We start from the raw sequence: 18,930 nt of genomic DNA on the forward strand, positions 1-18,930 counted from the left end.
AAATCAATCAAAAAATGAAACAGTTTTTATTTATCATCACTTTATTTACCACAATTGGCACAATGGCTTTTAATGAGCCCTTCGGAAGAATTTCAGGCGCTATAATAGACCGGGATTTGCAGGAACCGATCCCTTACGCCACTGTAATAATTAATGATATGGAAGGCAACCTCGTCACTGGAATTACCACCGGAGACGATGGTAGCTTTACCATTGAAAAAATTGAAGAAGGAACTTACGAACTTATAGCACAGTTTATTGGTTATAAAACCTTCAGTCGTGAAATTACTATCTCCAGCAAACAAAGAATCCTGGATATAGGAATTATTCCTCTTGAAGCTGAAGTTGCCCAATTAAATGACGTGACTGTAGTCGCCGAAAGAACTACTATAGAGCAGCGTATTGACAGGAAAGTAATTAATGTGGGCAGAGATCTTACCACCACAGGGGCAAGTGCTTCAGAAATAATGAATAATATCCCTTCTGTAAATGTAGATCAGGATGGGAATATTGCGCTTCGAGGAAATTCTAACGTACGGATATTGGTTGACGGAAAACCTACAAACATGGATCCTGCGCAACTGCTGAAGCAAATCCCATCAACCTCTATTAAGAGTATAGAACTTATTACAAATCCTTCAGCTAAGTACAATCCTGAAGGAATGAGCGGAATCATAAATATCGTCCTTCACAAAAATGCAAATAACGGCTTCAACGGAAATATAAACACCGGCGCAACTGTGGGCGAAAATTGGCGTTTTAACGGCTCCCTTGATATGAATTACCGTGCGGGAAAAATAAATGTTTACGGTAACGTGGGAACAAATTTTGGACCCCAAAACAACTTAGGCCGCATTTACCTGCCACAAGAAGACCTTTTACAGGCTTTCGATATTGAAAATAAGCGGGAATCTCACCTCTATAAGATAGGAATGGATTTTTACCTGGACGATAACAATACTTTCTCTTTTTATACCAATCAAAATTACTTTAACGGGGGACCGGAAGGTGCTTTCAGATTAATTTACAACAACAATCCAGAGCCAAGCCTCGTGCAAAACCTGGATCTCAATTTTGACAATCTGAATGCAACTTACAACTTTGTTTATGATCGAAAATTTGAAAAAGAAGGGCATAACCTTCAGGCAGAAATAAACTATAATGATCTGGACCAGGAAGAGAATTCAACTTTTGATTTTACAGGAGATACTGATGGTTTTGTACCTTATGAAGAATCTGTTGATGAGAACAGAAACAACATTATTGGTAACATAGATTATGTTAATCCTTTAAATGAAAATTCCAGGCTGGAAATGGGGCTTGAAGCCAGGATATTAGATACAGATAACGGTTACATTACCACCAATCCAAATTTCTCAAATTCCACCTATCAATACAAACGCGATATTTATTCCTTCTATACCACCTATGGGCAGAATTTTGAAAAATGGTCTTATCAGTTAGGAGCGAGACTGGAGAATTTCCAGGTAGACGCGATCTATAACGGGGAAAAAGTTTTTGAAGATGATTACTTCACAGTTTACCCTTCAGGATTTTTAAACCATACTCCAGATGAGAAAAACACGTATCAAATAAGTTATAGCAGAAGGGTTGACCGCCCGGGCTTTAATCAGGTAAACCCAATAAGGGAGGTGAGCAGCCCGAGGTTAACCGTTTCGGGAAATCCTGAACTGGAACCACAGTTCACCAATTCTGTGGAATTTAATTACACCCGAAATTTCATCAACAAAGGAAGCTTAACAGGTGGGGTTTTCTTCAGAAATATTAATGATGAAATCAACCAGGTTCTATTGGAAGACCCTAATGATCCTGGTTCTTTACAGATTCAGTATGACAATTTTGAGGACAATAATTCCTACGGTCTGGAACTTTCAGCCAATTACAAATTCACCTCCTGGTGGAGCACTAATACAAGCTTTGAAGCTTATAGTCAGGAACTAAAAGGAATAGTTGGGACAGAATACCTGGAAACAAACAATTCCACCTTTAACTTCAGGACCAGCCATTCGTTTAAAGCGAGTGAAGCACTAACCTTTCAGTTGTTTGGATTTTACCGCGGAAGAAATGAAAGCCTTCAAATGCTCATGAAGCCAATGTATTTCATGAATCTTGGCGGCAGATATTCTTTTATGGATAACAAGGCTTCTATTAGTCTCAATTTTAATGATGTTTTCGACACCCAGGAATTTCAATTTACTGACGGAAGGCCATTCCCGCAGGAAGGACGATTTAAAGGGGAGACTCAAACTGTCTACCTCGGATTCTCTTACAGATTCGGAGGCGGGAAAAACAGCGCTTTAAAACGTAAATCCCGGGATGACAACGAAGCCGGCGGCGGTGGAATGTTCTAATATTTTTTATTATTTACTTTGTTTAATTAGCCAGAAAAGCCCGGATCTTTATAGAATCCGGGCTTTTCATTATTATAATAGCAAGAACTTTTTTAAGCTTTTACTCCGTACATTTTATCACGTTGCTCCTTTATTTTCTTGTCTCCCATATACTCATCAAAAGTAAGGTAACGGTCAATGGCTCCACCAGGCGTAAGCTCTATAATCCGGTTAGCCACAGTTTGCGCAAATTCGTGGTCATGTGTGGTAAACAACATAGTTCCTTTAAAATTCTTCAGCGAATTGTTAAAGGCAGTGATTGATTCCAGATCCAGGTGATTAGTAGGTTCATCAAGCATAAGAACGTTTGCTCTCATCATCATCATTCGGCTTAACATACACCTTACTTTTTCCCCTCCGGATAAGACACGACAGGTTTTTAAAGCCTCTTCTCCACTAAACAACATTTTACCCAAAAATCCTCGAATATAAACTTCTTCTCTTTCTTCTTCGGTTTTAGCCCATTGTCTTAGCCAATCGACAAGAGTTAGATCATTATCGAAAAATTCGGAATTATCCAGTGGTAAGTATGACTGATTGGTAGTAACACCCCAGGAATACTTTCCTTTAACAGCGTCCTGATTTCCGTTAATGATCTCGTAAAAAGCAGTCGTCGCCCTGGAATCCCTGGAAAAAACAACAACTTTATCTCCCTTGGCAAGATTAACATTTACATCCTTAAAAATAACCTCCCCATCTATAGAAGCTTCAAGACCTTCGATATTTAAAATCTGATCCCCGGCTTCGCGTTCCCTTTCAAAAATAATCGCAGGATACCTCCTGCTGGAAGGTTTTATTTCTTCAATATTTAATTTATCGATCATCTTCTTACGCGAAGTAGCTTGTTTCGATTTTGCAACGTTTGCACTAAAACGCAAAATAAATTCCTGAAGCTCCTTCTTCTTCTCTTCAGCTTTTTTGTTCTGCTGAGAGCGCTGTCTTGCTGCAAGTTGAGAAGATTCGTACCAGAAGGTATAATTCCCGCTAAAGTGATTTATTTTCCCAAAGTCTATATCTGAAATGTGAGTACAAACAGAATCTAAAAAATGACGGTCGTGAGAAACCACAATTACCGTATTATCATAGTTTGCCAGAAAATTCTCCAGCCAGGTTATTGCTTCATAATCCAGGTCGTTTGTAGGCTCATCCATAATCAACACATCTGGATTACCAAATAATGCCTGCGCTAAAAGAACCCTTACCTTTTGCTGTCCCTCAAGGTCCTGCATCAGGGTGTAATGGGAATCGGTCTTTATACCCAAACTGGAAAGTAAAGAAGCCGCTTCACTTTCGGCATTCCAACCATTCATTTCTTCAAACTCCGCCTGAAGCAAACCTACTTTCTCGCCATCTGCATCGTTAAAATCTTCTTTGGCGTAGATCTCTTCCATTTCTGTTTTGATCTTGTAAAGAGGCTTGTTTCCCCTCATCACTGTTTCCAAAACAGGATAGTCGTCGTATAAATTATGGTCTTGCTCCAGTACAGACATACGTTTTCCCGGCTCAAGATGAACACGACCCGAGGTAGGATCTGATTTTCCAGCAAGGATTTTAAGAAATGTGGATTTCCCGGCACCATTGGCACCGATAATTCCGTAGCAGTTCCCCTGGGTAAAAGTTGTATTCACCTCATCAAAGAGAACTCGTTTACCAAATTGAACTGAAAGATTTGAAACTGAGAGCATAAGAATTTAATTTGATCTAATTTTTTGCAAAAGTAGCCAATTATGTAATCTTCTGGAAAGATTAACGTTTATAAAATTCCTTTTAACTACCGATTAACATACGCAGCACCAGTCTGCGTTTATATTTGTTCACAATCATTTATCTACAATCCGAAGTCTTAGCGTCTTAGATGAAGTATATTCACCACTTACTTTTTTTGCTGGTAATTCTTTTGTCTGCCTGTAATCGATCCCAAGATTCCGGCAACAAAGTTTATATTGGCGGACAAATTGTGAATCCGAATACGCATTACGTCATTCTCGCCAAAAATGAAAAGAACCTGGATACCTTATTCCTAAACCAGAAAAACCAGTTTGGCGCAGAATATGAAAGTTTGCAGGAGGGAATTTATACCCTTAGACATAATCCCGAAAACCAGGTGATTTATGTTGAACCTGGAGACAGTGTTTTAGTATGGTCAAATACGTTGCAGTTTGACAAATCCATGAACTTTAGTGGGAGAGGTTCAGAAAAAAGCAGTTTTCTTCTGGATCTGTTTCTGAAAAATGAGAAAAACAACGATTTAATTTTATCCTACTATAAATTTAATCCTGAAAAATTTTCGCGCATAACAGATTCCATAAAAGCACAAAGAATGGATATGCTACAGGATCTGGATGATCAGCAAAAATTCTCTGAAAATTTTATTGATATTGCTCGTACTGTAATTGATTATGAGTATTATGATCTCAGGGAGCGCTACACCTTTTTAATCGGAAAATACAACACCCAGTTTGCTGATGAAATACCTGAAGATTTTCACGATTACCGGGATGATATCGATTTCAATAATGAAGCCCTACAAGATTATACTGTCTACACAAATTTAATTGATGATTATTTACGTTCAAAGTCTATAGAAGATTGCAACACAGGTGAGAACAGGGACAAAGAATGTTTTGAACTGGGAAATTATCACAATATCCGCAGGAGAATAATATTAATCGATTCCCTTACAACGCTTCCGTATTTGAAGCACGAATTCCTGGATCAGCTGGTTACCAGAGGGATCATAATGTCCAAAAATCAGGACCGGGTAGATTCCATCCTCGAAGTTTTAGAAGAAATTAACTACAGGAATATGGAAGAGGCAGAAGATCTTGCCCTTATTCACAGGAATTTTTTCGAAGGTACGTCCATAAAGGAAAATCAACTCATAAACACTTCCAAACAGCTGGTTACCTACGGTAATATAATTAATAAGCCTTCAGTTATTTTCATCTGGTCACTCTATGCCCCATCACATTACAAATGGCAGCACAACAATATTAAAAATCTTAGAAAAAAGTATCCCGACATTAATTTTATAGGAGTGAATATCGATCAGGATGAAACTGAAAAATGGCTCAGGGTTATATCAAGCAATAATTATAACAAAGATTATGAATATCAGATTAGTAACCGGGAGGTAAGTAAAGAGGTTTTCAGAAAATATATTTACAAAACGTTTTTTGTGAATTCCAATAGCATTATTATAGATGCAGATGCAAAACTCTATAATTCAAATTTTGAAAAAGAACTACTGGAATTTCTAAACCAGTAAAAATACAAACTAAAAAGGCTGCCAATTGGCAGCCTTTTTAATAATCTTAAATCGGAATTATTGATTTCCTTTGTTGTAATCAGCAAGGAATTTCTCCAAACCACTATCTGTAAGAGGATGTTTAAGTAAACCTTCAATAGAAGAAAGAGGACCTGTCATCACATCTGCACCAATTTTAGCACAATCAAGTACGTGCATTGTATGCCTGATAGAAGCTGCCAGAATTTGTGTTTCAAAGCCATAGTTATCATAGATCAATCTTATTTCAGCAATAAGATTTAGACCGTTGGTAGAAATATCATCTAGTCTTCCAATAAAAGGAGAAACATAAGTTGCACCCGCCTTAGCAGCAAGCAAAGCTTGTCCTGCAGAAAATACCAACGTACAATTTGTTTTTATTCCTTTATCACTAAAGTACTTTATCGCCTTTACACCTTCTTTAATCATTGGAACTTTTACGATGATTTGATCATGCAAAGCTGCCAATTCTTCTCCTTCTTTTACTATTTCGTCGTAAGTTGTTGCGATAACTTCAGCACTAACATCTCCCGTCACTATCTCGCAAATCTTCTTGTAATGCTCAATAATATTTTCTTTTCCTGTAATACCTTCTTTGGCCATTAAAGAAGGATTTGTTGTTACACCATCTAAAACTCCTAATTCCTGAGCTTCTCTAATCTGATCAAGATTGGCGGTATCGATAAAAAATTTCATTTCCTTTTATTTATTTGGTTTATTAATAATTCAAACCGCATATTTTTATTAAAATAAAACGGTTATCTCTTCGTTTCCACAAATTTACAATTTATAAAACTTTAGAAGCATTTTCTCATAAACTTTATCGGGTAAAATTCTCTTTAATCCAATAGATAATTTCTGTACAGCCTCTCCCACTTTGTAATGTGCTCTGGGTTTTTCTGTTTGAATAACGTTATAAATGGCTTTTGCCATTAGTTGTGGATCTTTACCTGCATCTACATGTTCATTCATCAACTTCAAGGTATTTCCGTAGGGTACTTCATACGGACTTCCTGTTTTCACAGGCGCGTGGTATCTTCCTGCAGCAATATTCGTTGCAAAGTCGCCGGGTGCAACATTCGTCATTTGCACATTAAAATCCTTAAGCTCCATTCTAAAAGCTTCGGTAGTTAACTCCAGCGCTCCTTTTGTCGCAGAATAAATTCCGCGGTAAGGCAAGCCCATATAACCCGCAATAGAAGTAATATTGATGATAAGTCCGCTCCTCTGCTCCCTCATATGAGGCAACACCTCCTTTATAAGGTTAAGAGGGCCAAAGTAATTTGTATCAAAAGCTTTTTTTATTTCTTCATCGGGGGTTTCTTCTATGGGACCTGTAATTCCCACTCCGGCATTGTTTATCAAAATATCAATCTTTCCGGATTTTTCAATTATTTCTTTAACAGCCGCAACAATAGTTCCCCTTTTGGTGACATCTAATGCTACCAGCGGCACTTTACTGTTTTGAATATTATCAGGATTTCTACTGGTACCGTAGACAATAAAATTTTTATTCTGAAGATATTCGGCAATAGATTTTCCAATCCCTGAGGATCCACCGGTAATAAGAACTACTTTTTTAGAAAGAGCATCTGTTTTCATAGGTCACAAAGATGCGATAATTAACGAAACATGAAGGCACAAAAAATGGCAAGTTACCCACATCACACCGCTACGACCGCCTACCCTTGCTGCGTTCCCGCCCTGGGGGATTCAGCAGGAGCTGGTTGTGTGGGACTTGCCGGTGCAAATATACAATCTTTAGTATTTCTGGCAAGGTTTTTTAGGTTAGAAATGGTTAATTTAGACCAATATTTTACAGCTTAAAAACATGAACAATTTTAAATTACTGACAATCTTTATTTTAACCATTTCTCTTTTTTCCTGCGGAAGTAATTCTGATAAAAAATCTTCTGATTTTTCCCTGAAAACTTCCGGTGATAAGAAGGAATTTCAACTTGGAGAGGAAATACAGGTGTCTGTTTTAAATCCGAAGAACAAGGAAATCGATTCTGTCGATTTTTATTTTGAAGGAGAAAGACTGAATGTCGAAAATGGCAATTTTAACACTACCATTGATCTTGACCATTATAAACTCGGAAATCAACCTATAGAAGCCCATATTTTTACTGAAGGTGAAAAGCAGGAAATAAGCAAAACAATAAAACTTTTTAATAATTCTTCTCCGGTTTCTTACACTTACGAAATTGTGAATTCTTATCCGCACGATCCCGAAGCTTATACCCAGGGACTGGAATTTTATAAGGATACTCTTTATGAAAGCATTGGACAGTATGGCAAATCCCGCCTTAGAAAAACCAACCTTGAAACAGGAGAAGTATATAACGAAATTAAGTTGGATGATCAGTATTTTGGAGAGGGTCTTACCATTTTAAACGGCAACTTATATCAGCTCACCTGGCGGGAAGGAGAAGGACTTGTTTACAATCTGGAAAATTTTGAGCAGACAGGAACTTTTGCTTATAATGAAAGTAAAGAAGGCTGGGGGCTCACCAATGATGGCGAGAATTTATATAAAAGTGACGGAACAGAGAAAATCTGGATCCTCGATCCCGAAACCCTTGCTGAAAAAACCTTTATCCAACCAGCACATCACCGCGGATTATCTTCTAAATTAAATGAACTTGAATGGGTAGAAGGTAAAATTTATGCTAATACGTATCAAAAGGACGGAGTTGCCATAATAAATCCTGAAAATGGTGCTATTGAAGGTCTCATCGATTTCCGCGGATTAAGGGAAAAAGTAACTCAACATGATAAACTGGACGTACTAAACGGAATTGCCTACAACCCAAATTCGAAGAAACTTTACGTAACCGGTAAAAACTGGGACAGGATTTTTGAAGTCAAAATTATAGAAAAATAGATGAGTCATTCACCCGATACCTTTGAGCTAAGAATAAAAGTTAAGCCAGAACACCTGGATGAGCAAAACCATGTGAACAATGTTCAATATGTGCAATGGGTGCAGGATGTTGCTAAGGCGCATTGGTTAAAAAAGGCAACTCAGGAACAACAAGATGAACTTTTCTGGGTGGTTATAGAACATGTCATTAAATACAATCAACAGGCGTTTTTAGATGAAGAGTTAATCCTTCATACTTTTGTTTCAGAAACCACACATGTAACTACATTAAGGCATGTTTTAATTAAAAATGCTGAGACCGGAAAAACCATTGTGGAAGCGAAAACTACCTGGTGCCTTATGAAGAATGACACACAAAAACCTGCCAGAATTTCTGATGAGCTTAAAAGACTTTTTTCTTCGGAATAGGAAACAATGGGCTACACTTCAGCAAGTTTCCAATTAGAAAAGCGGAGTGTAATAATTGTCATTTTAAAGGAGTCTCTTTAATACCAGTAAGATGAATTTAAAATAAAAAGCAGGTACTCTTCGGCAATCCCATTGTGAACGAAAGTCGATAATTGTCAATTTAGAGATGCTCCTTAATGATCAGCCAGAGCAGAAAAGGCATAGGCCTAAAATGTCAATTTTCGAGCTACTGCATCTCCAATAAATTTCACCCGAACGTTCATTTTGGAGGAGTTGTGTATATGCTGTGCGCCGTAAACAATCGATTAATTATATTCTTTCTTAATCCTGTCCAGTCTGCGCTTACTTTCACGGGCTTTGATGGTCTCCCGCTTATCGTAGATCTTTTTACCTTTAGCAAGAGTTATCTGAATTTTTGCAAGTCCGCGATCATTGATAAATAATCGCAACGGAATGATCGTTAAACCGGAATTCTTAACTTCCTTTTCCAATTTCCGCAGTTCTCTCTTTTGAAGAAGTAATTTCCGCTCACTTTTAGGATTATGGTTAAAATGAGTAGCATGAGAATATTCCTCAACATGCATATTGATCACAAAAAGCTCATGATTCTGAAATTCGCAGAAACTTTCGGCAATGGAGGCTTTACCTTGTCGAATAGCTTTAATCTCGGTGCCTGCAAGCTGAATTCCCGCGACATATTTATCGAGAAACTCATATTCAAATTTAGCCTTTCGGTTTTTGATGTTGATGGTATTCGAATTCTTCATAGACCTACAAAAATAGGAAGCTTTATTCAGAAAGCTTATAATGTTTCTTTAAAATTCTGAAGCCAGGTGAGGATTTCATTTAACGCAATGGTAAATGAATACTTAGTAATGGCTACCTTTGCACGAATTTCTAAAATTAATGAGGTACACTTTTACAATTCTGACTATTTTATTACTGTTTGCTTCCTGCACCCAATCAAATGATGAATCTGAGGCGCAGAAAATTGTCAATAAAGCAATTGAAGTTGCAGGTGGGGAGAATTATGAAAAGGCCATTATTAAATTTAACTTCAGAAATATATCTTACAAAAGTTCCCGTAGCAACGGAGAATTTAAACTGGAGCGGATAATTATAGATTCTTTAGGGTCTGAAACCCGGGATATCCTTTCTAACTCTGGCTTAAAAAGGTTTAAAAAGAATTCTGCTATTAAGATGGAAGATTCCCTGATAAAGCCCATAAGCAACAGCGTAAATTCGGTACATTATTTTATACAAATACCTTTTGGCCTCAATGATCCCGCAGTCAATAAGACACTGGTTGGCCGGGATATAATAAATAATCATGAATATTACGAAATTAAAGTCACTTTTGATCCCGGGACTTCCGGAAGCGATCATGAGGACGATTATTTGTACTGGATTAATGAAGAAACTTTTACAGTAGATTATCTTGCTTATAATTTCGAAGTTAATGAAGGAGGCGTAAGATTCCGAAAAGCAGTAAATCCAAGAGTGATTAATGGGCTCCGTTTTGTTGATTATGAGAACTATAGTTACAGTGATGCCAATGTAGACTTAACCAGGCTGGATAGCCTTTATACCGCCGGGGAGCTTAGACTAGTCTCTAAGATTGTTAATGAAGATATTGAAGTGGAAATTAATAAATAACTTCTAATTTATATAAAGCACCTGTGAAGTCCTGCTCCCGTTGGGATGAATAGTTACAATATAAAGACTGCCGTATTCATCTTCTTTTATATCTGGATATTTTTCCTCTTCCAGGATATAATTTATCCATTCCGGGTTTAAATTGCTGTGCCCAACCACTAAAACAGTTTTACCTTTGGTGTCTTTCTGAAAATCCTGATCATTCAATTTCTGTGTATTAAAAAACCTGATTTCTTTATCCTGAGATTCAGCAATTGGCGTGGCGGTATTCACGGTTCGTTTATAATTAGAGCTGTAAATAAGATCGAAATCTATTTCCCTGAAGGTATCCGCCCATTTTTCTGCACGCATTTCCCCTGTCTCTGTAAGTACGGGATCTTCATTTTTTGGATCTGAAGTATCTTTTTCTGCATGACGAATAAAATAATAAGTAGTAATGGCTTCATCATTTTTTATTCCCGCACAGGAGGCAAAGAAAAATATCGAAATTAAAAGAAGGTATTTCATATTAATAAGGTTTTGTTTTCTCTAGTTTAATTCTTCTACTTCAAGAAGGATAACCTGTGAAATTTGTTTGCCATAACTATTAAAGTTGTTGTCAGAAATCAAAATTAAAGAACGGTTTCCGTTAGGCAGAACAGGGCCAAAGCACATGCCTTCAATATTGTCTATAATTTCTTCGGAAAACTGCTTTTTTACAGATTTGAAGTTAAAAATCAGCTGCTTTTCAGCAAATTTATAGTCAGATTTTCTTAGTCGGTCCATTTCCAATGTATTTGTTGCTTCGCCTGCATCTACAGCAAAAATCTTTACGGTATTACTATTGGTTCCATGTCCCGCAGAAAAAGACCTTTCCAAAACAAGAAATTTGTCCTTATCATATTCGAGGATTTCTGTGATTCCATTTATGGCAAAATATAGAAAAGGGATTTTAGAAACGCCGTCTAATTTGTAAACAAATTGTTTTACTGCTGTTTTCTCTTCAGAATTAAATAAAGTGAAGCGCACGGGAGAAGTCGTAGGGAACAGTTTAGGTTTTGGACCATCTTTTTTCAGCGGCAATTCTGTCGCCACCCAATAACCCTGAGCATCAGCACTTTTGCTTAAGCCTTCAAAAACACCATTATTACGTGGTTTCTGTTCTCCTGAAGCTGAAAAATGATCGGGAATGGCGAATTCTTCAATAAATTCCCCATCTATAGAAAACCTGAAAATCCCCGGGTCTTTTTCATCTACTATACGTCCTTCAGTGCTAATCACAACCATATTGTTTTCATCCTGAAATCGTATTGATTCCATGTCCAGGTAACGATCTTCTATACCTTCAGGTTTCTTTATCCTCACGACATCTTCAATAGTCATGGTATCTATAGCGAAGCCATTCAGTTTAATATCGGCAATGTAAAATCGCGGATTGGAAGGTTGGTCACAAACAATATAATATTTGCCATTACTGAAGTCTATTCCCGAGAGGCCGCCCACTTTAGTGTTATCAAATTTTAAATCTGCATCTAAAACGTAGTCATCCAAAAACTTTAAAGTCACGCCATCATTGTTAATTCTTCTGGTCGTGGCGCAACTTAAAAATAGTAAGGCAAAGGCAAGACCGGCTAATCTTCTCATGAAATAATTTTAGCAGTAAAAATAACTAATCATTAAGAGAAAAATGGCGATTTATTGAGATATCAGAAAACTTTCCAGTGGTATCTTTAGAAGTAATAGTAACTTAAAATTTAACAATTATGAATGATGATAGAGTTGAAGGAAAATGGAAGCAGATTCGTGGCGCGTTTAAACAAAAATACGGAAAAGTAACCGATGATGACACAACATATTCTGAAGGAAAATTCGATGAAATGCTTGGCCGCCTGCAAGAGCAAACCGGTAAAACCAAAGATGAATTGAGAAAGGAAATAGATAAGTGGTAATTAAATCTTACCAATATTCAAAAAGCCCCGCGAGTTTTCGCGGGGCTTTTCTGTTTTTTAGATTTTCTGATTATTCACTTTCTGCTAATTGCTCCTGATTTCTAAAAACCAGTATTCCGTCAAATTCATCTAAAAGAATAATACTATCGGCACTTACTTTGCCGGCAAGAATCTCCTTAGAAAGTTTATTCAAAACTTCACGTTGTACCACCCGCTTAACCGGTCTTGCTCCAAATTGCGGATCGAATCCGCGGGATGCAAGATACTTTATTGCATCCTCTGTAGCATCCAGGACGATGTTCTGTTTTGCCAGCATCTTCTTGACTCCGCGTAGCTGAAAATCCACAATTTTGCGGATGTCTTTTTGCGTTAGCGGACTAAACATCACGATATCATCAATCCTGTTTATAAATTCAGGTCGAACCGTTTGCTTCAGTAATCCAAGAACTTCCGTTTTTGCAGCTTCCATGGCTGTATCAGGATCTTTTATGGTTTCGAATTTTTCCTGAATTATATGGCTGCCCATATTTGAAGTCATGATGATAATAGTGTTCTTGAAGTCTGCAAGACGTCCTTTGTTATCTGTCAATCTTCCTTCGTCAAGAACCTGAAGCAGGATGTTAAAAGTATCGGGATGTGCCTTTTCAATCTCGTCAAGCAGGACTACAGAATACGGTTTTCTTCTAACCGCCTCTGTTAACTGCCCACCTTCATCATAACCAACATAACCGGGAGGTGCACCTACAAGACGACTTACCGAATGCCGCTCCTGATATTCGCTCATATCGATCCGCGTCATCGCAGCTTCGTCATCAAACAGGTATTCTGCCAAAGCCTTCGCGAGCTCTGTTTTACCCACCCCGGTTGTACCAAGGAAGAGAAACGAACCTATCGGCCGGTTTTGATCCTGTAAGCCAGCCCTGCTTCTTCTCACCGCATCACTAACTGCCTGGATTGCCTCTTCCTGTCCAACGACCCTTTTATGAAGTTCATCTTCAAGCTTAAGAAGTTTTTCCCTTTCGCTTTGCAGCATTTTGGTAACTGGAATTCCAGTCCATTTAGCCACAACTTCAGCAATATCGTCGTTAGTGACTTCTTCCTGAATTAGCGATTTCCCGTCTTTTCTTTCGGCGACGGTCTGCTGAAGTTTTTCCAGCTTTTCCTGCGCTTCTTTTATTTTACCATAGCGTATTTCGGCTACTTTTCCATAGTCACCATCACGCTCTGCTCTTTCAGCTTCAAGCCTGAAGTTTTCAATATCAGATTTTGTGTTCTGGATATTATCTACCAGCTCTTTTTCGTTTTTCCACTGTGCATTCAGCTCGTTACGGTCTTCCTTTAAATTAGCCAGATCTGCACGTAAAATTTTCAGCTTAGATTCGTCTTTTTCTCGTTTTAAGGCCTCAATTTCTATTTCCAGCTGCATGATCTTACGATCCAAAACATCCAGCTCCTCTGGTTTGGAATTAATTTCCATTCTCAATTTGGAAGCCGCTTCGTCCATCAGATCGATCGCCTTATCAGGCAAAAACCTGTTGGTAATATAGCGCTGAGATAGCTCTACGGCAGCAATTATCGCCTCATCTTTGATTCTGACCTTATGGTGAGTTTCATATTTTTCCTTGATCCCCCGTAAAATGGAGATGGCACTTTCTACGTCTGGCTCTTCAACGATCACTTTCTGAAAACGTCGCTCCAGGGCTTTGTCTTTTTCAAAATATTTTTGATATTCATCCAAAGTTGTTGCTCCTATTGCGCGTAATTCTCCACGGGCGAGTGCAGGTTTTAAAATATTGGCTGCATCCATGGCTCCCTGGCCACCACCGGCACCAACAAGAGTATGAATCTCGTCAATGAACAGAACGATGTTTCCATCGCTGCTGGTAACTTCTTTAATAACAGATTTTAGCCTTTCTTCAAATTCTCCTTTATATTTCGCTCCGGCAATAAGGGCGCCCATATCCAGGGAATAAATTCGCTTGTCCTTAAGGTTTTCCGGAATATCACCGTCTACAATCCTATGGGCGAGACCTTCAGCTATTGCTGTTTTTCCAGTTCCCGGTTCTCCTACCAACATCGGGTTGTTTTTTGTTCTTCGTGACAATATTTGCAATATTCTACGTATCTCTTCATCCCTGCCAATTACCGGATCTAATTTGCCTTCTTCCGCAAGCTGATTCAGATTTTTCGCATACTTGTCAAGGGAATTATAGGTTTCTTCGGCACTTTGAGAAGTTACGCGGTCGCCTTTGCGCAATTCTTCAATAGCCGATTTTAATCCTTTTTCTGTTGCTCCCTGGTCTTTTAAAATCTGCGCAACTTTGCTGGACGACTTGAAAATTGCCAAAATCAGATGCTCAACAGAAACATATTCGTCGTTCAGCTTTTTCGCGACTATGGATGCTTCGTTAACTGTTTTTCCCGCTTCCCTGGAAAGCATAATATCGCCACCGCTTACCTTTGGAAAGCTTTGCAGCGTATTATCCAGGATCTGGTTAAACAGATTCACGTTGATGTTCAGTTTTTTCAGCAGGAACGGAGTAACATTTTCATCTACTTTTGTGATAGCCTTAAAAATGTGCTCGTTTTCTATTTGCTGATGGCTCATTTCCTGAGCAAGCTGCTGAGCCTGCTGTATGGCCTCCTGTGATTTTATTGTATAGTTATTGAAATTCATGGTTCAGTTTTTTCTTCAGAAATAGCAATTTATGTACCCAACAACAAATAAGACAAAATGACATACATTCTGGATGATGTTAACGACAAAACGACACATCCTGTTAAGTTTAATTAAAATTAGCCGTTAGGATTGCTATTAAATTTATTAAGAATTAATTTTACAAAAAAGAGAAACCTATGGGATTATTTGATAAAGTATTTAAAAGTGAGCGGGATATAGCTAAGGAAGAGGTAAAAAAAGTCCCATGGAATGAACTCACGACAATTGAACAACTGGATGATATTGAAAAGGAATCAGCAGATCATGCGGTCGCTATTCTAAAACATTCCACACGCTGCGGAATAAGCCGAATGGTTTTGAAGCAATTCGAGACAGATTACAAAGAGGAGTATAAAGATGTAAAACTTTATTTTCTGGACCTGCTGAATCACAGGGAAATTTCTGATGAAATAGCATCACGTTTTGAAGTACGCCATGAAAGTCCGCAGCTAATCATTTTAAGGGATGGGAGAGTAGCACACCATGCGTCTCATCAGGATATCCATGCCGAAACATTGGCGAATCACCTGAAGTAGCGAAAAACTTTTCAATATTTTAATATCTACTGTTAAACATTATTAATCTCATGGGAATAGTTTTTCATCATTTGTAAATTTATATTATAAAAGATAAAAATTATGGTTGATAAAGAGATTGATATAAAAGAACTTGAAAAAAGATGGGACGCAATAAAAAGGGCTGACGGGAACCGCGAGCAGAAAGAGTTTCGGGATGCCACCCAGAAAAAGAAAGAGGTATTGGATTCCGATTCCAAAGATGACACTCCAGATGTGAGAACAAAAGAGGAGAGTGGTCTTACTTTCCAGGACGTGAAGCGGGAAGCTAACGAGCGGGAACAAAAGAATAAAAAATAAGAAAATCAGGATATGAAAAAAGCTGCCGGAAATGGCAGCTTTTTTTTTACTTTTTATCCGTAATAATATTATTTCTTTTTAAACTCAAACACGGGAAGCAACTTTGTTTTCACTTCACCAAAGCCTATTCTACGACCCTCGCTCTGGCAGTAACCGCGCATTATCACGGTATCGTTATCTTCAATAAATTTTCTTTCACTCCCATCCTTGAGTTTTAGAGGCTCTTTACCGCTCCAGGTAAGTTCCAGCATAGATCCATAAGAATCTTTTTCTGTTCCCGAAATTGTTCCTGAGGCCATCATATCCCCGGAATTTACCGGACAACCATTTACAGTATGATGAGCTAACTGTTGGCTCATATTCCAGTAAAGATTTTTGAAGTTGGACCTGGAGACAACCGTTTCTTCAGCATTATCAGGTTGTAATGCAACTTCAAGATTAATGTCAAAAGTCTTTTTGCCTTTGTACTTAAGATAGGAAAGCAGCTCTTTTTCCGGTTCCGGACTTTTAGTTCTAAAAGGTTCGAGTGCATCCATGGTTACGATCCATGGTGAAATAGAAGAGGCAAAGTTCTTCGCCAAAAATGGTCCAAGTGGAGCATATTCCCATTTCTGGATATCCCGTGCGCTCCAGTCATTAAACACGACCATTCCAAAAATATAATCTTCGGCTTCATCTACCGGGATTGGTTCTCCCAAAGGATTAGCATCTGTAGTAATAAAGGCCATTTCCAGTTCAAAATCCACTTTTTGTGAAGGTCCGAAAATCGGAGCATCTGCACCTTCAGGCATCGTTTGTCCTTTAGGCCTGTGAACCGGAATTCCGCTTGGGATTATAGAAGAACTCCTTCCGTGGTAACCTACAGGAATATGCAGCCAGTTTGGTAGAAGCGCATTTTCAGGATCCCGAAACATAGAACCCACGTTTGTTGCATGTTCTTTACTGGAATAAAAATCTGTATAATCCCCAACCTGAACCGGCATTTGCATTTCGATTTCGTCGAGGGTGAATAGGACCGTTTTTCTATGGTCCTGATTATCTTTTAATTCAGAGTTCTTAGCGTCAAAAATATCAGCAATTCTGTTTCTTACAAGACGCCAGGTTTTCTTTCCGTCAGAAATAAAATCATTCAAAGTATCCTGTAAAAAAATATCGTCAGTTAATGGAATTCCGTCAAAATATCCAAGTTGGTGCAGAGCTCCCAGGTCTATGGCGTAATCTCCAATTCTGGTCCCGATAGTAATAATGTCATCCCTTGTAAGAAAAACTCCAAAAGGGATATTCTGTATAGGAAAATCGGTATCCTCAGGAATATTAAGCCAGGTTTTTCGCCCCGGGTCATTAGCAGTAATTGGCATAGAAATTTTTTGTTTTTTGATAAAATCTAATGTACTCAAATATATTATTTTCCTGTAATTAACGGAATGTATTTATTACTTTTGGTGAATATTTAACGAAAAAAATCAAAATGCAACGAGACAACCAGGTTTTTAATTTAATAGAGGAGGAAAAAGAACGTCAATTAAATGGTTTAGAGCTTATTGCCAGTGAAAATTTTGTGAGTGAACAGGTGCTGGAAGCAGCAGGATCTGTCCTTACAAATAAGTATGCAGAGGGTTATCCCGGTAAAAGATATTACGGCGGGTGTGAAGTGGTAGATAAGGTCGAGCAACTAGCTATTGATCGATTAAAAGAGCTTTTTGGAGCCGAATATGCAAATGTGCAACCACATTCCGGTTCCCAGGCAAATACAGCGGTTTTCGCCACCTGTATGAATCCAGGTGATAAATTTTTAGGTTTCGACCTTTCTCATGGCGGGCACCTCACTCACGGTTCTCCTGTGAATTTCTCCGGAAGATTATACAACCCCGTTTTTTACGGAGTAGACAAAGAAACCGGTTTAATAGATTATGATAAAGTTGCTGAAATTGCTGAAAAAGAAAAGCCGAAAATGATCATTGCCGGTGCTTCAGCATATTCGCGTGAAATAGATTATAAGAGGTTCAGGGAAATAGCGGACAGTGTTGGGGCTATCTTATTTGCCGATATTGCGCATCCTGCAGGGCTCATTGCAAAAGGTCTTTTAAGCGATCCTATTCCACATTGTCACATCGTAACTTCTACTACCCATAAAACCCTACGCGGTCCAAGAGGGGGTATTATTATGATGGGTAAGGATTTTGACAATCCTTTTGGAGAGAAGTTGAAAAACGGAAAGCTAAAAAAAATGTCGGCTATGCTTAATAGCGGAATTTTCCCCGGAAACCAGGGAGGGCCGCTAGAGCATATTATCGCAGCAAAAGCTGTTGCTTTTGGAGAAGCTTTGACCGATGAGTTTTTACATTACGCGGTTCAGGTAAAGAAGAATGCAAAGAAAATGGCTGAAGCTTTTGTTGAAAAAGACTATAAAATTATTTCTGGCGGAACTGATAATCACTGCATGCTAATCGACTTAAGAAATAAAGATATAAGTGGTAAAGAAGCTGAAGAAGCTTTAACAAAAGCAGATATTACTGTAAACAAGAATATGGTTCCTTTCGATGACAAATCTCCGTTTGTCACTTCCGGAATCAGAATTGGTACCGCAGCAATTACCACACGCGGACTTATAGAGGAAGATATGCCGAAAATTGTAGATTTGATCGACCGGGTTGTAAATAATATTGAAGATCAGGCCGAACTTACTAAAGTAAAGGCTGAAGTAAATTCTTTAATGCACGGCAGACCACTTTTTCAATAAAATTTTTGATCTTAAATTAC

General features: G+C 38.2%; 17 protein-coding genes and 1 other RNA gene. 9 read left to right on the forward strand and 9 right to left on the reverse strand.

The features are described 5' to 3' along the window. The first annotated feature begins 14 nt into the window (after positions 1-14). On the forward strand, positions 15-2,372 hold the full coding sequence (locus tag RM549_RS01525) for a TonB-dependent receptor (RefSeq protein WP_311679980.1): 2,358 nt from the start codon (positions 15-17) through the stop codon (positions 2,370-2,372). Between the two features lie 92 nt (positions 2,373-2,464). Here the strand turns inward: RM549_RS01525 and RM549_RS01530 are convergent, their stop codons facing one another. Further along, positions 2,465-4,096, reverse strand: a complete 1,632-nt coding sequence (locus RM549_RS01530; RefSeq protein WP_311679982.1) for an ABC-F family ATP-binding cassette domain-containing protein — start codon at positions 4,094-4,096, stop codon at positions 2,465-2,467. Positions 4,097-4,266: 170 nt separating this feature from the next. Between RM549_RS01530 and RM549_RS01535 the strand changes: the two genes are divergently transcribed. Then, positions 4,267-5,679, forward strand: coding sequence for a hypothetical protein (locus RM549_RS01535; RefSeq protein WP_311679984.1), 1,413 nt, complete (start codon positions 4,267-4,269; stop codon positions 5,677-5,679). 57 nt (positions 5,680-5,736) lie between these two features. Here RM549_RS01535 and fsa read toward each other — a convergent pair whose 3' ends face one another. The 3 genes from fsa to ffs all read right to left on the reverse strand — a co-directional run bounded on the left by fsa (position 5,737) and on the right by ffs (position 7,441). Next, complete coding sequence (fsa, locus tag RM549_RS01540) at positions 5,737-6,393, reverse strand: fructose-6-phosphate aldolase (protein WP_311679986.1); 657 nt, start codon at positions 6,391-6,393, stop codon at positions 5,737-5,739. 84 nt (positions 6,394-6,477) lie between these two features. Then, positions 6,478-7,299, reverse strand: coding sequence for an SDR family oxidoreductase (locus tag RM549_RS01545; protein WP_311679988.1), 822 nt, complete (start codon positions 7,297-7,299; stop codon positions 6,478-6,480). A gap of 43 nt (positions 7,300-7,342) precedes the next feature. Beyond that, positions 7,343-7,441: signal recognition particle sRNA small type (gene ffs, locus RM549_RS01550), an RNA gene on the reverse strand. 87 nt (positions 7,442-7,528) lie between these two features. On the opposite strand from ffs, the gene RM549_RS01555 reads away from it, so the two are divergent. Beyond that, the gene (locus tag RM549_RS01555) at positions 7,529-8,584 is read left to right on the forward strand and encodes a glutaminyl-peptide cyclotransferase (protein WP_311679990.1); all 1,056 of its coding nucleotides are present in this window, start codon (positions 7,529-7,531) and stop codon (positions 8,582-8,584) included. After that, the gene (locus tag RM549_RS01560) at positions 8,585-8,992 is read left to right on the forward strand and encodes an acyl-CoA thioesterase (protein WP_311679992.1); all 408 of its coding nucleotides are present in this window, start codon (positions 8,585-8,587) and stop codon (positions 8,990-8,992) included. Between the two features lie 305 nt (positions 8,993-9,297). On the opposite strand, the gene smpB is transcribed toward RM549_RS01560, so the two are convergent. Beyond that, positions 9,298-9,759 carry an SsrA-binding protein SmpB gene (gene smpB / locus RM549_RS01565; protein WP_311679994.1) on the reverse strand — a complete coding sequence of 154 codons (462 nt, stop codon included), beginning with the start codon at positions 9,757-9,759 and terminating at the stop codon, positions 9,298-9,300. Between the two features lie 139 nt (positions 9,760-9,898). Here smpB and RM549_RS01570 point away from each other — a divergent pair, with 139 nt between their 5' ends. Then, complete coding sequence (locus tag RM549_RS01570; RefSeq protein WP_311679996.1) at positions 9,899-10,648, forward strand: DUF6503 family protein; 750 nt, start codon at positions 9,899-9,901, stop codon at positions 10,646-10,648. A gap of 3 nt (positions 10,649-10,651) precedes the next feature. Here RM549_RS01570 and RM549_RS01575 read toward each other — a convergent pair whose 3' ends face one another. Together RM549_RS01575 and RM549_RS01580 are read right to left on the reverse strand one after the other, a co-directional pair. Continuing rightward, positions 10,652-11,155: a phosphoglycerate mutase family protein gene (locus RM549_RS01575; protein ID WP_311679998.1), complete on the reverse strand. Its 504-nt coding sequence runs from the start codon at positions 11,153-11,155 to the stop codon at positions 10,652-10,654. Positions 11,156-11,176: 21 nt separating this feature from the next. Next, a complete protein-coding gene (locus RM549_RS01580; protein ID WP_311680000.1) occupies positions 11,177-12,271 on the reverse strand; it encodes an esterase-like activity of phytase family protein in 1,095 nt (364 codons plus the stop codon). 119 nt (positions 12,272-12,390) lie between these two features. Between RM549_RS01580 and RM549_RS01585 the strand changes: the two genes are divergently transcribed. Then, positions 12,391-12,576: a CsbD family protein gene (locus tag RM549_RS01585; protein WP_311680002.1), complete on the forward strand. Its 186-nt coding sequence runs from the start codon at positions 12,391-12,393 to the stop codon at positions 12,574-12,576. A gap of 70 nt (positions 12,577-12,646) precedes the next feature. On the opposite strand, the gene clpB is transcribed toward RM549_RS01585, so the two are convergent. Beyond that, positions 12,647-15,253: an ATP-dependent chaperone ClpB gene (gene clpB / locus RM549_RS01590; protein WP_311680003.1), complete on the reverse strand. Its 2,607-nt coding sequence runs from the start codon at positions 15,251-15,253 to the stop codon at positions 12,647-12,649. Between the two features lie 179 nt (positions 15,254-15,432). Here clpB and ytxJ point away from each other — a divergent pair, with 179 nt between their 5' ends. Continuing rightward, positions 15,433-15,831, forward strand: a complete 399-nt coding sequence (ytxJ, locus tag RM549_RS01595; RefSeq protein WP_311680004.1) for a bacillithiol system redox-active protein YtxJ — start codon at positions 15,433-15,435, stop codon at positions 15,829-15,831. 102 nt (positions 15,832-15,933) lie between these two features. After that, positions 15,934-16,170 carry a hypothetical protein gene (locus RM549_RS01600; protein ID WP_311680006.1) on the forward strand — a complete coding sequence of 79 codons (237 nt, stop codon included), beginning with the start codon at positions 15,934-15,936 and terminating at the stop codon, positions 16,168-16,170. A 68-nt stretch (positions 16,171-16,238) separates the two neighbouring features. Here the strand turns inward: RM549_RS01600 and fahA are convergent, their stop codons facing one another. Continuing rightward, the gene (gene fahA / locus RM549_RS01605) at positions 16,239-17,528 is read right to left on the reverse strand and encodes a fumarylacetoacetase (protein WP_311680672.1); all 1,290 of its coding nucleotides are present in this window, start codon (positions 17,526-17,528) and stop codon (positions 16,239-16,241) included. A gap of 110 nt (positions 17,529-17,638) precedes the next feature. Here fahA and glyA point away from each other — a divergent pair, with 110 nt between their 5' ends. Further along, positions 17,639-18,910, forward strand: a complete 1,272-nt coding sequence (glyA, locus tag RM549_RS01610; protein ID WP_311680008.1) for a serine hydroxymethyltransferase — start codon at positions 17,639-17,641, stop codon at positions 18,908-18,910. The last annotated feature ends 20 nt before the right edge of the window (positions 18,911-18,930 follow it).

The sequence above is a fragment of the Autumnicola patrickiae genome (assembly GCF_031846525.1).
Classification (GTDB): Bacteria; Bacteroidota; Bacteroidia; order Flavobacteriales; family Flavobacteriaceae; genus Autumnicola; species Autumnicola patrickiae.